Source organism: Flavobacterium sp. PL12, assembly GCF_039123485.1.
Lineage (GTDB): Bacteria > Bacteroidota > Bacteroidia > Flavobacteriales > Flavobacteriaceae > Flavobacterium > Flavobacterium weaverense.
Window position 1 is genome coordinate 1 of the sequence record NZ_JBANDI010000042.1, and the last position, 13,405, is coordinate 13,405.

At 34.3% G+C, this 13,405-nt stretch carries 13 protein-coding genes and 1 pseudogene; 10 read left to right on the forward strand and 4 right to left on the reverse strand.

The features are described from left to right. The 3 genes from RCH19_RS14335 to RCH19_RS14345 form a co-directional block, all read right to left on the reverse strand. On the reverse strand, window positions 1-2,269 hold a 2,269-nt coding region (locus RCH19_RS14335; RefSeq protein WP_343023797.1), incomplete at its 3' end, for a hypothetical protein. 53 nt (window positions 2,270-2,322) lie between these two features. Further along, the gene (locus RCH19_RS14340; RefSeq protein ID WP_343023798.1) at window positions 2,323-3,012 is read right to left on the reverse strand and encodes a hypothetical protein; all 690 of its coding nucleotides are present in this window, start codon (window positions 3,010-3,012) and stop codon (window positions 2,323-2,325) included. Beyond that, window positions 3,005-3,526: a hypothetical protein gene (locus RCH19_RS14345; RefSeq protein WP_343023799.1), complete on the reverse strand. Its 522-nt coding sequence runs from the start codon at window positions 3,524-3,526 to the stop codon at window positions 3,005-3,007. The genes RCH19_RS14340 and RCH19_RS14345 overlap by 8 nt, the downstream gene beginning before the upstream one ends. Window positions 3,527-3,797: 271 nt before the next feature. On the opposite strand from RCH19_RS14345, the gene RCH19_RS14350 reads away from it, so the two are divergent. The 10 genes from RCH19_RS14350 to RCH19_RS14395 all read left to right on the forward strand — a co-directional run bounded on the left by RCH19_RS14350 (window position 3,798) and on the right by RCH19_RS14395 (window position 12,511). Further along, window positions 3,798-4,100 (forward strand): DUF4134 domain-containing protein, encoded by a 303-nt coding sequence (locus RCH19_RS14350; RefSeq protein WP_343023800.1) that lies wholly within the window; start codon window positions 3,798-3,800, stop codon window positions 4,098-4,100. A gap of 10 nt (window positions 4,101-4,110) precedes the next feature. Beyond that, window positions 4,111-4,443, forward strand: coding sequence for a DUF4133 domain-containing protein (locus tag RCH19_RS14355; protein ID WP_343023801.1), 333 nt, complete (start codon window positions 4,111-4,113; stop codon window positions 4,441-4,443). Beyond that, window positions 4,440-6,944, forward strand: a complete 2,505-nt coding sequence (locus RCH19_RS14360; RefSeq protein ID WP_343023802.1) for a TraG family conjugative transposon ATPase — start codon at window positions 4,440-4,442, stop codon at window positions 6,942-6,944. The genes RCH19_RS14355 and RCH19_RS14360 overlap by 4 nt, the downstream gene beginning before the upstream one ends. Window positions 6,945-6,967: 23 nt before the next feature. Next, window positions 6,968-7,600 carry a DUF4141 domain-containing protein gene (locus RCH19_RS14365; RefSeq protein WP_343023803.1) on the forward strand — a complete coding sequence of 211 codons (633 nt, stop codon included), beginning with the start codon at window positions 6,968-6,970 and terminating at the stop codon, window positions 7,598-7,600. 2 nt (window positions 7,601-7,602) lie between these two features. Then, the gene (gene traJ, locus RCH19_RS14370; protein ID WP_343023804.1) at window positions 7,603-8,595 is read left to right on the forward strand and encodes a conjugative transposon protein TraJ; all 993 of its coding nucleotides are present in this window, start codon (window positions 7,603-7,605) and stop codon (window positions 8,593-8,595) included. Between the two features lie 19 nt (window positions 8,596-8,614). Further along, complete coding sequence (gene traK / locus RCH19_RS14375; protein WP_343023805.1) at window positions 8,615-9,238, forward strand: conjugative transposon protein TraK; 624 nt, start codon at window positions 8,615-8,617, stop codon at window positions 9,236-9,238. A gap of 285 nt (window positions 9,239-9,523) precedes the next feature. Then, complete coding sequence (gene traM, locus RCH19_RS14380; RefSeq protein ID WP_343023806.1) at window positions 9,524-10,825, forward strand: conjugative transposon protein TraM; 1,302 nt, start codon at window positions 9,524-9,526, stop codon at window positions 10,823-10,825. A gap of 33 nt (window positions 10,826-10,858) precedes the next feature. Beyond that, window positions 10,859-11,761, forward strand: coding sequence for a conjugative transposon protein TraN (gene traN, locus RCH19_RS14385; RefSeq protein ID WP_343023807.1), 903 nt, complete (start codon window positions 10,859-10,861; stop codon window positions 11,759-11,761). Between the two features lie 218 nt (window positions 11,762-11,979). Continuing rightward, window positions 11,980-12,258 carry a molybdenum ABC transporter permease gene (locus RCH19_RS14390; RefSeq protein ID WP_343023808.1) on the forward strand — a complete coding sequence of 93 codons (279 nt, stop codon included), beginning with the start codon at window positions 11,980-11,982 and terminating at the stop codon, window positions 12,256-12,258. A 91-nt stretch (window positions 12,259-12,349) separates the two neighbouring features. Then, entirely contained in the window at window positions 12,350-12,511 is a 162-nt protein-coding gene (locus tag RCH19_RS14395; protein ID WP_343023809.1) for a hypothetical protein, read from the forward strand. Between the two features lie 124 nt (window positions 12,512-12,635). Here the strand turns inward: RCH19_RS14395 and RCH19_RS14400 are convergent. After that, window positions 12,636-13,310 (reverse strand): annotated as a pseudogene (locus tag RCH19_RS14400) (DUF932 domain-containing protein); the annotation flags it as partial. Window positions 13,311-13,405: the final 95 nt, after the last annotated feature.

The window sequence follows — 13,405 nt, forward strand, 5'->3', positions numbered from 1 at the left end:
AACTCTGATAAACACTTAATAATGATGAAAAAATTAACAGCGTAATTAAAAATCGAAATTTAGAATAATACTCTTGTTTTATAGGGGTCAAAACAGCTGCTATTGGTATATTGTCTTCATAAATCAATAATTTTTTTAATGTCTTAGATATTGTTTGATTATGTTCTTTAATATATCCTTTCAAACGGTTTATTGCAATGGCAAAAGATAAAGGTCTCCAGTTGTGGTCGGTTATATCTATTGAAAAAGATTCAAGTTTTACATTTTGTGCTAATTTAACACTATAAGCTATTTCTAATAATGGTTGCGATATAAAGCTATAAGAGTTAGCATTTAATTGCAAAAACAGGTTTTTATAGAATAGAATAGCTTCGGATATAATTTTATTTTTATTCTCTACATTTTCTAAACTCTCTGTGATTATTTGTGAGAGTTGAATATTAGTTATTTGTTTGCTTTGGGATAAAAAAATATTTTCAGCAATGATAGCAATAATATTTTCACGTTGAAAAGCAGTTGGAAATTCGTTAAAGAAATTTAAATAGTTTGTTTTTAAATCAGTTTCGTCCCATTCTAATCTTTTCATTAAAACTTTATACATTAACGTGCCTAAAGTTTCTTCTTCTACTCCTTCTTTTAAAAAATCTCTAAGTAAACAAACAACTAATGGGGTTTTGGATATTAAAGATAATTCATTTCTGCTTTTTAAGAAATCAAGCCTTTTTATAGCATCATTTGTTGCATCACTTAAAGGAATATTTGTTGCGATTGCTTCATTAATAAGAATTTCTAATACTTCATTTTCCGTTAAATCTATTGTGGTTAGACAATTCCAATCATTGAAATTAATAATTGATTGCATTTCTATTGGTCTTCCTGTCGCAATAATAATTATATCAGAATAATCTTTATTCAACTTTTCTAAGTGTCTAAGAATATATCTTGCTTCTTGATTGTTTAGCTCATCCAATCCATCAAAAACTATAATAATAGCTCTGTTATTTATTATAAAATCAAAATTGAAAAAAGTATCCTGAATTAAGATGTTAGAATTAATAAAATGATTTATACAATCAAATAATGATATAAAATCAGACGTCACTCTTCCCTTTATAAAATTAACAGGAATCAATAAACATAAATCTTCTTCATTGTTTTTCTCAATTACGTACTGGGCTATTATAGAACTCTTGCCACTTCCAATTTCTCCAAAAAGGAAAATAGGTTGTAGATTATTAATGAAGCTATCAATATTTCCTACAATAACATTTTTGATTAAATTATCGGGTTTAGTCTCTTCTAGATGTGACGTTTGTATTTTTATTTCTGAGTTATGCTTTTTTATATTTCTGTTTAAAAATTTTGGAAGATCTGTCTTGTTATTTACAGAAAAATATTTTTCTTTTAGAAAGACAGAAGTGAAATCTTTAATTTTTTGTACAAATATGTTATAATCAAAATCAACATATTTATATAGGTTCTTATTGATAGGTTGATTTGCTATTTGATGAAAAATTAATTCTACTGACTCATCACTTAAAAAACGATTTGCTGTATCGTCTTCGTCTTGTTTATCTTCTAGCTTTTGTTTTAACATTGCTAAAATAAAAGCTTCTTTATTATTAATATTTAAATTCTTGACAGTTGCATATTTATTTATCAATATATATACTTCCTTTGTAATATCATCATTTGCAGGCATGTCAAAATTCCAAATAAATTGACTAAAAAAAGATTCCCATTCTTGGTTTGAAAATGCTTCTAATTTTAAATAGTTATTATTCTTTCCTTTATATTGATCTTCATATTCATTTAATATAATTTTTTTGCATATTGTAATAAGATTATTTTCGGAATCCCATTCTTTATTTATAAGAAGATTAAGAATAGGTTGCTCAGGTAATTCAATGTTTAGACTTTTGACTTTATTAGTGTTATATTCTTTAGAAATACTGTTTGTTGAGTAGAAGCTGAAAATTACATTAGAGCTTTTATTTACCGTATCTTTTAGCCAGTAATCTAAAAAGTAGACGAGAGTATTTAATATTTGATGGTTAAAAAACGAAAAATTATTTGATTCGTAGTTCTTATTTTCTTCAATGAATTTTCTTTTATTACTATAAATAAATACATCTCCATAGCTTTCGATAGCAAAATGGAATTGTGCTTTTGGATTTGCTATAATCGTATCAAATGCCAATTTGATAGCTCTTAACTTTTGCAGTTTAACTCCTTTGTGTTTGTCTGATGCGTCTCTGTTTATATCCATATATAGAGTTAATTTTACTTTTATACCAATAGTAAAAGCTTATGAAAATTCTTTTATTTTATTATTGTTCCTATTTTCTCCATCAACATTTGAAAACGTTCCTCTCTAATTAGCGGATGGATGTGCATAGCTAAAATTTCGTTTGCTTGTGGATGGTTTTTAATAGAAGTAAGTTCTTGCTTGATGTATTGTTTCAAGTCCTCTTCACTAGCTATTATTTCCTCGACTATTGTTGTTCTATTGTCTAAAAGATAGATGATGTCTTCGTAATCGTGGCTTCCGTAAAAGTCATTATTACCTCTGTCTTTAAATGCTTCTATTTTAGTGGCTAGAAAATAGGGTGAGGGTAATACATTAATGGTAATTCCCTCGGCTAATTCTATTTGTTGTAAGTGTTTGAATCCAGGCTTGTACCATTTGTTTGAAATCCCAATACTACTATCATCGGCAGGCATAATGTCTATCGCAATATTTTCAAACTGATAAGAACATATGGATTGTCCTTGAGGATCTGGATAGAAGTTTAGTTCTGCTAATCTTTCTTGCATTTGTGTCCATTCGTAATAATTGGCTAAATTAATAGTCATGTCAATATCAGTAGTGGGACGAATTTCTTCCGCAGCAGGATCATCGGTATACAAGCTAATTACTGCTCCACCAATAAAAACCATTTTTTCATTTAGTTCTTTCAAGCCTTTAGCCACTTGTGCTACTAATGCTAGATTAATTACTTTATTATACATTCAGGATCCTTTTTTCTAATTCTCGTTTTGCCATTTCTTTTTCTCTAACTCTTCCCACTCTAATGGCATCGACTAAAGTTAATAATTCGTATAAATCGTTGTCTTTTAAGGAAGCTTCAACGGCGGTAGGGTATAAGGGTTCTATGGCCTGCCCACGATCTACACCTTTTGCATTTGGCCATACATACTTATCCTTTGCTTGTATTATTTTGTTCAAAGGTTCTGCCGAATGAGCGGTTAACATTCCTCTAACTAAAGCTCCTGGTTGTTGTGGAAAAGCATAGGCTACACCGTGAAGTAAAAATTCATTAAAAGCTATTTTGTTTACTTTTTTTCTGGCATTATCAATTAGTCCAGCATATTTGGAACGATTTAAGGATTGGCTTACTTCCGATTGACTCATACCTAAATCTTGAGCAATAGTATGATGAAACCAAGGTCTTTCGCCTAGTGCAATGATTTTTAATAATATGACTATGTCTTGCGGTTTGAGACTGTTTTTTGTTTGTACCATCCTTATATTTCATATTGCGATATGCAATATTAGCTATTATTTCTTTAATATGCTATTTTAAACATTAACATATCGCATATTGCGATATACGATATAGGTTTGTTTTCAAATTAAATTTAATGATTTTACGATGCTAAAGCTAATTGTCACGTCTTCCTCTGCCAAATAACTCCATTTAAAGACAACTTATTAAATCACAACAGTTTCCAAAAGATATTTGTCCATAAATCCTGCAAAGCGTAGGAATACAGAATGATAAAATATTCAAATCATGGAAAATCAAAGAAAAAAACTAGTGTTGGTAGGGACTGTATTATCAACAATTAGTGCAATGGCACAAGGAAACGGTACTGCAGGAATTACGGAAGCGACGCAAATGGTCACTTCTTATTTTGATCCTGCTACAAAACTTATCTACGCTATTGGTGCAGTAGTGGGTCTCATTGGAGGGGTCAAGGTGTACAACAAGTTTAGTAGTGGTGATCCTGATACTAGCAAGACGGCAGCGAGTTGGTTTGGTGCTTGTATCTTTTTGATTGTAGCCGCAACTGTTTTACGTTCCTTCTTCCTTTAATTATTGGCTTATGAATATTTACAATATTAATAAGGGAATAGGAAGAACAGTAGAGTTTAAAGGACTGAAAGCACAATACTTGTTCGTATTTGCAGGCGGTCTGCTCGGGATACTTCTTCTGATAATGATCTTGTATATGACAGGAGTCAATTCTTATCTGTGTTTGTTTATCGGGATCGGTGGTGGGTCATTACTAGTTTGGCAAACTTTTTCACTAAATAAAAAGTATGGTGAACACGGTTTGATGAAAAAAGCAGCCACTAAAAGACATCCACGATACATCATCTGTCGTAAGCCTGTGTATCGTTATTTCAAGTTCAACTCCAAATTGTACCAGCTATGAGAAATAAATCGAAAGCGACTACGCTGGAAAGTAAGTTTCCATTGTTGGCAGTAGAAAATAATTGTATAATCTCAAAAGATGCTGATATCACCGCTTGTTTTCGAGTACAGCTACCAGAACTTTTCACAGTAGCCTCTGCGGAATATGAAGCAATCCATTCAGCGTGGCACAAGGCTATTAAGACCTTGCCTGATTATATGGTGGTACACAAACAGGACTGGTATATCAAGGAAAATTATGCTCCTGAAATCGCGAAAGAAGATTTGAGTTTTTTGGCAAAATCCTACCAACAACATTTCAATGAGCGTCCGTTTCTCAATCATTACTGTTATCTGTTCTTAACAAAAACTACGAAAGAGCGCATGCGAATGCAGAGTAATTTCTCTTCGCTTTGCAAAGGAGTACTTATTCCAAAAGAGATAAGAGATAAGGAAACCATTTCTCGTTTTATGGAATCGGTGGCGCAATTTGAGCGTATCGTTAATGATTCGGGTTTTATAAAATTGGAACGTTTAAGTGAAGAAGACATCATAGGAACAAATGACAAACAAGGATTATTGGAGCAATACCTAAGTCTATCAAGAGAGGAGGGAACACCAATGCAGGATATTGGTTTGGGAGCGGAAGAAGTTCGTATTGGAAACAAAAGATTGTGTTTGCATACGTTGTCCGATACCGATGATTTGCCAAGTTCTGTATCTGCTGAAACTCGTTACGAAAAACTGTCCACCGATAGGAGTGATTGTCTCTTGTCTTTTGCCGCACCTGTCGGATTATTGTTGTCTTGCAATCACATTTACAACCAGTATCTTTTTTTGGATAACAGTGAGGACAACCTGCGTAAGTTTGAGAAATCCGCACGAAACATGCATTCGTTGGCACGCTATAGCAGAGCCAATCAAATCAATAAAGAATGGATCGAACGCTATTTAAATGAAGCCCATTCTTTCGGACATGCTTCTATTCGGGCGCATTTCAATGTGATGGCATGGTCTGATAATCCAGCAGAACTAAAACAGTTAAAAAACGACACTGGTAGTGCGTTAGCACTTATGGAATGCAAACCAAGGCACAATACTACCGATGTGGCTACACTCTATTGGGCAGGAATGCCCGGCAATGCAGGAGATTTCCCGAGTGAAGAAAGTTTTTACACCTTCATCGAACCAGCACTTTGTTTTTTTACGGAGGAAACCAATTATAAAAGTTCACCATCTCCTTTCGGAATTAAAATGGCTGACCGACTGACCGGAAAACCGATTCACTTGGATATTTCTGATTTGCCAATGAAAAAGGGTATTATCACGAATAGGAATAAGTTTATTTTGGGGCCTTCCGGTTCTGGAAAGTCATTTTTTACCAATCACATGGTCAGGCAATATTATGAACAAGGAGCCCATGTTTTATTGGTAGATACTGGAAATTCGTATCAAGGTTTGTGCGAACTCATCAAAGGGAAAACCAAAGGAGAAGATGGGGTTTATTTCACTTATACCGAAGACAATCCAATTGCCTTTAATCCCTTTTACACCGATGATGGCGTATTCGATATTGAGAAAAGAGAAAGTATCAAAACGTTGATTCTCACATTATGGAAACGGGATGATGAACCACCAACACGTTCAGAAGAAGTCGCATTGTCCAACGCCGTGAGCGGTTATGTTGAAAGAATTAAACAGACTGCCGATTTTCCGTCCTTCAATGGCTTTTATGAATTTGTAAAAGGGGACTATAGAAAAGTATTACATGAAAAGCAAGTACGTGAAAAAGACTTTGACCTTGCCAACTTCCTCAATGTATTAGAACCTTACTATAAAGGCGGCGAGTATGATTACCTGCTGAATTCCGAAAAACAATTGGACTTACTTTCCAAACGATTTATTGTTTTCGAAATTGATGCCATCAAGGATCATAAAATCCTCTTTCCAATTGTGACTATCATTATTATGGAGGTTTTCATCAATAAGATGCGACGTTTGAAAGGAGTTAGGAAGCTCATTCTGATTGAAGAAGCTTGGAAAGCTATTGCAAAAGAGGGAATGGCAGAATACATCAAATACCTTTTTAAAACGGTACGGAAGTTTTTTGGAGAAGCGATTGTTGTTACCCAAGAAGTAGATGATATTATTCAATCACCTATTGTCAAAGAAAGCATTATCAATAATTCGGATTGTAAAATACTCCTTGACCAACGGAAGTACATGAACAAATTTGATGATATCCAAGCCATGCTTGGTCTTACTGAAAAAGAAAAAGCACAGGTACTTTCGATCAATATGAACAATGATCCCAATAGGTTGTACAAAGAAGTTTGGATAGGGTTAGGAGGTACTCATTCTGCAGTATATGCTACAGAAGTGAGTCTTGAAGAATATTTAGCCTATACCACAGAAGAAACCGAAAAGTTGGAAGTGATGCGTCTTGCGGGAGAACTGGATGGAAATGTAGAACAGGCCATTAAAAGGTTAGCTCTTGAGAAAAGAGAAAAAGAAAACAAATAGTAAAAATTTAAAAACGAATAAAAATGAAAAATTTAAAAATTATGGTGTGCATGGTAATTTTATTTGCTGTCATGCCGACTGCTAAAGCACAATGGGTGGTAACAGATCCTACGAATTTGGCTCAAGGAATAGTCAATTCAGCGAGACAGATCATACAGACTTCGAGCACTGCTACTAACATGATTAACAACTTTAAAGAAGTCCAAAAAGTCTATAATCAAGGAAAAGAATACTATGATAAGCTAAAGGCAGTAAACAACCTTGTGAAGGATGCTCGAAAAGTTCAACAGACCGTATTACTTGTTGGTGATGTTTCTGAGATGTATGTAAAGAATTTTGGAAAAATGTTAAACGATACTAATTTCAATGAACAAGAATTAACGGCTATTGCTAATGGGTATTCCATCTTACTGAATGAAAGCACCGAACTTCTAAAAGAGCTAAAGCAAATTGTAAACTCTTCCAGCTTATCGCTTACGGATAAGGAGCGTATGGATATTATTGATAGTGTGTATATAAAAGTAAAAGAGTACCACAATTTGGTTCGTTATTTTACCAATAAAAATATTTCTGTTAGTTATCTCCGAGCTAAGAAAGCAAACAGTAGTAAAAGGGTATTGGAGCTTTATGGAACTGCTAATCAAAAATATTGGTAATCATGGAATTTAGTAATCTACACCAAGTACTACGTTCGCTCTATGACGAGATGTTACCACTATCAGCTGATATGGCAGCAGTAGCAAAAGGTTTAGCTGGATTGGGTGCTTTGTTTTATGTTGCATTAAAAGTGTGGCAGGCACTTAGTAGCGCAGAACCGATAGATGTATTTCCGCTACTTAGACCTTTTGCTTTAGGACTCTGTATCATGTTTTTTCCAACGATTGTTTTAGGAACACTAAATGGGGTGCTTAGTCCAATTGTAAAAGGAACACATAGTATTTTAGAAAACCAAGTTTTGGATTTGAATGTTTTACAACAGCAGAAAGACCAACTGGAAAGAGAGTCAATGCTTCGAAATCCTGAGACTGCCTATTTAGCATCGGATGAAGAATTTGATAAAAAACTAGATGAACTCGGCTGGACACCTTCAGATTTAGCAACCATATCGGGTATGTATATCGAAAGAGAAATGTACGGGGTAAAGAAAATGATTCGGGACAGTTTTCGAGAGTTTTTAGAAGTGCTTTTTCAAGCTGCCGCACTAGTCATTGACACGATTCGAACTTTTTTTTTAATTGTGCTATCAATTTTAGGACCTATAGCTTTTGCTATTTCCGTCTGGGATGGATTTCAGTCCACGCTGACGCAGTGGTTTACCCGATACATTAGTGTGTATCTCTGGTTGCCCGTTTCTGACCTTTTCAGCTCGATGTTGTCCAAGATCCAATCGTTAATACTGCGGAAGGATATTGACAGTTTATCCGATCCCAGTTTTATACCTGATTCTTCCAGTACGGTGTATATCATTTTTATGATTATTGGCATCATTGGCTACTTCACGATTCCTACGGTAACCGGTTGGATTATTCAGGCTGGGGGAGCAGGTAACTTTATGCGAAACCTAAACCAAACTACCACCAAAACTGGAAATATGGTAGGGGCTGGTACAGGAGCAGTTGCCGGAAATATTGGAGGCAGATTAATGCAGTAACAATTTAAAATGGAAGAAAATGGAATTTAAAACATTAAGAAATATCGAAAATAGTTTCAAGCAAATAAGACTGTATGCCATAGTATTTGCAGTACTCTGTGTTGGAGTAGCAGGATATGCAATTTGGGAATCGTATCGATTTGCAGAATTACAGCGTCAAAAAGTTTATGTATTGGATAACGGAAAATCATTAATGCTAGCGCTGGCGCAAGATGCTTCAATCAATCGCCCTGTAGAAGCTCGTGAGCATGTACGCCGATTTCATGAGCTTTTTTTTACGCTCGCACCTGACAAGGATGCTATAGAAAATAATGTGAAAAGAGCCTTCAATCTAGCAGACAAGAGCGCTTTTAATTATTACAAAGACTTAGCCGAAAAGGGATATTACAATCGGATCATTTCAGGGAATGTACAACAGCGACTTGAAGTAGATAGTGTGGTGTGCAACTTCGAAACCTATCCTTACGCTGTAAAAACCTATGCTAAACAAATCATTATTCGCTCTAGTAATGTAACCAAACGCAATCTAATTACCTCCTGCTATCTTGTGAATTCGGTGCGTTCAGATACTAATCCGCAAGGTTTCAACATAGAAAAGTTTACTGTAGTGCAGAATAATGATTTAGAAATTATAGAACGCTAAAATAAACCAAGATGGAAAATTTACGAACAAATATTGACTTATGGTTAATACAATTTGATGAACGCTGGAGAGCGCTCTCTTTAAAGAAACAGTACAAGTACATTCTGTATTGTTTTATCAGTTATATGATTCTTACAATAGTTGTTACCCTTAGCATTTGGTCTGAAACCAGAAAGGACAGCAGTAAGCTGGATGTTGAGCGTATTGAAAACGCTCTTCTCAAAAAGAACGAATCCACAGCATCGTTAAGGGATTCATTACTATTAATTATAAAAAATAGAAAACATGAAAGAAAGTGAAAACAAAAAAAATACAGTCTTGGTTACGGATGATAACTTAAATGAAAGTACAGATACAGTACGAGAACATTCAGCTAATAAATTAGAAAAATTTAAAAAGCCAATCCTATTCACGTTGATGAGTATAGTATTTCTTGGTTGTATGTATTTAATTTTTAAACCATCGGAAGAGATAAAAAAGAAAGAAGGAGTAGGTCTTAATGATTCAGTTCCTCAAGCTTCTACTGTCGGCTTACAGCATGATAAACAAAAAGCCTATGAACAAGAATTGATGGACGAAAAAAATCAACAAAAACAAAATGCGCTAAGCTCGCTTTCTGATTACTGGAGTGAAGGTAACACCCACGAAACAGTTGATGATGGTCCTGAAAATGAAAAAGAAGCTAATGACAATACTTCGCTGAATAGTTATCGCAATGCACAAAAGACATTAGGTACTTTTTATGAAAACGATACTGCTGAGACACAGGAATTGCAGAAACAAGTGAATGAGTTAAAAGCACAACTGGCTAGAAAAGACGAAGAGCCTATGAATCCAGTAGATACCCAGTTGGAGCTAATGGAAAAATCCTATCAGATGGCTGCAAAATACTTGCCTACGAATACAGTATCAACGGAACAATCAAAGGAGAAAACGGCAACTATTGCTAGCTCTTCCAGCCAAAAGGAGTCGTTTGTTTCAATTGTTCCCACTAGCAAAAGTGCGGTTTCGTCATTGCATAGAGATCTTCCTGATAGCACTTTTATAGCCAATTGGAGCGAAAGTCGCAATCGAGGATTCTTTACAGTTGGGAAAATAGAACAAGAGTCACAACCCAAAAATAGTGTTCGTGCCATCATTCAAACCACACAGGTAGTATCAGTGGAAAGTAATGTTCGTTTACGTTTGTTAGAGCCTGCCAAAATGCAAAACCGTATTATTCCACAAGGTACAGTATTGACGGCCAATTCAAAATTTAATCAAGGAAGGCTGCAAATGAAAATTACATCCATTGAGTTGGATGGTACGATTCTTCCGGTTAATCTGACTATTTATGGATTAGATGGACAACAAGGATTATTTGTACCCTATTCCCCCGAAATGATTACTGTAAAAGAAATGGCTGCCAATATGGGGCAAAGTTCAGGAAGCAGTATTATGCTTTCAAGCTCCCATGGCCAACAAATAGCCGGCGATTTGAGCCGTGGTCTGGTACAAGGTATATCAGGTTATTTTTCAAAAAAAATGAAAACTCCAAAAGTAACGTTGAAGTCAGGACTTCAAGTGTTTCTAGTCTCAAAAAATTAAATGCTCCCCTTGATAAAATTTAATAAAAAAAATATGAAAACAACAATAAAAGCTTTAATACTAGTACTGGTCTTAGTTTTAGGATACAGTACGGAATCAGAAGGGCAAGTGACTGTTAATAATGCCCAAAAATTGAATTTAGAAAAAATAGACCCATATAAAATAGAGGTAACTTACAATAAAACTTCGCACCTGCTATTTCCTGCTGCAATACGATATGTAGATTTAGGAAGTGACTATTTGATTGCAAGTAAAGCGGAAGATGCGGAAAATGTATTACGAGTAAAAGCTTCAGTGCGCAATTTTGAAGAGGAAACTAACTTTTCAGTAATTACCGAAGATGGCCATTTTTATAATTTCAATGTGGATTACAATCCTCTAGCTGTAGATCTGAATTATAATCTTTTAGGAATGCAGAAAGGGATTAGTAGATCACCTACAAATGATGTTCTTTTTGAGGAACTCGGAAAGAATTCGCCTTCATTGGTAAGCGATTTAATGGAAACGATATATAAAAAAGACAAACGTATAATAAAAAATAAGGGAGCTAGAAGTTTTGGTATCGAATTCTTATTGAAAGGACTCTACATCGATGATGGCAAGTTCTATTTCCATACTCAGGTTACAAATTTCAGTCATGTCTCCTTTAATATCGATTTCATTGATTTCAAGGTAGTAGACAAAAAGCTAGCTAAACGCACAGTTTTACAAGAAAGGACGTTAAGTCTACTAAAAGTTTATAAGCCACTGGGCGAAATTAAAGGTAAAACAGTAGAGCCAAATGTTTTTCTGCTGGATCAATTTACTATTGCCAATGATAAAGTACTGCTAATAGAAATTTACGAAAAAAACGGTGACAGACATCAGGTATTAAAACTTAAAAATTCAGATTTGGTCAAGTCAAAACTAATAACGAACAGTAAGTCACATGACTGAAATAGATGCTTTTGAAGGGAACTGTTTGAAAATTAATTTCTATTAGATTTCAAAATATTAAAATGGAAAGCAGGCTGTGTCACTCGTAATGACAGAGCCTGTTTTTGTTAGATCGACATATTTTTATTTTTTATAATTAGCTTTAAATTAATAGGTTGAGTTTTTTTTAAAAATAATTTTTCTTAAATTTAGAAATTGAAAACTAAAATAATCATGTTATGCATTCAACATTAGTTTTAAGTATTCTAGCTTTGCTAAGTGGTTTGGGGATTCGTTATTGGATTAACAGAAGAAAATTTTATAGAAGAAGTCCTTTGGGTGCAGAAGGTTTTTCAAGTTATGAAAAATCAGTCTTTATTTTATTTCTGGAACGTACAGGAAAATGGATAGCCTATATTCTAATTGTTTTTGGACTCCTTTTTTTGTGGAGCTATTCAAGAGAAAATAAAGATAGTAAAGAGATGATTCAAAAAGAGGTATCGTTTATACACGTTTAAAACGAAAATAAAATAAAGCGGCATTCTTTTGCTTCTTTTCTTTTGACGCTTATATTGAAAGAAAAGAAGTCCAGTAAAAATTAATAGGATAATGAATATCCTATATAATAATCGCGACCTTTTTGGTGAAATAGCAAGAGCAATGAGAAGCTACGCTATTGCTGTTTTACTAAAATGGTTGTACCGTTTCCTGCAAAAAGACTTTCCCGACCAAGGAAAGGGAGTGTCTTTTTGCAGCCAAATTTTGGAGTAATGCAACCGGAATAGGTTGTGTTCTAAAATTCTTAAAATTTAGAAAAAACTCTTTTCTTAAAAATAAGAAAAATAATTAAAGGCGACTGCTTTAGTGAGTAGTCGCCTTTAATTTTAAAATTTATTTAATTGAAGTTGAAAACGTCAGTACCTATTTTTTGAAATGAGGCACACAGTTCAAAAGCTTTTTGTGACTTTATCTGTGCAGTACCGCCCAAAATGATAGATTGCAATTTGGCTTCATTATCCTTATAGCTACGTACATTTTGGTAGTAGCCTGTAACTGCGTTATAAGCTCCAAATAAAGTGCCTTTTGTTGTTTCCATTTGTTGTGAGTCGCTCGTCATAGCATAGGCAAAAGCATCTTCAACCGTGTTTTTAAAAACGGTGGATATTTCGTCCTCATTTCCGTTTTTAATATGCTGTAAGGTTTCCTTATTGGGACAAAGTGCTAATTGTATCAATTTTTTTGCCTCGTTGTCATTTACTCTTACTTTTGCCCATTCATTAAAAATCCCCTCAAGTTGATTACTAAATTCGTTTGCTAATCCCATTACTTTGTGAGCGTTATCCAAACGTTGTTTAGCTCCCGAAGTGTGTCGAATGCGTACCACATTGCTCATATTACGAAGTGAAGCGTTAAGCGTATTTTGGCAAACAATTCTAACAGGTGTAAAAGCTGCCGTAATACTTCCACTACCATCGTGAGAAGTAGTAAGGAAAATGTATTTTTCTGTTACATCATCACCATTACCCACACGGATATAGTCAGGTAATTTTGCAGTAATAAAGATTCGTTCTATGCTGCTCCCCAAAAACGGTACAACTTTTTGTTTAGATTTAAGATAGGATTAAAAACCCTAAATTAGCATAATTATGTCAAGAACAAGAAGAG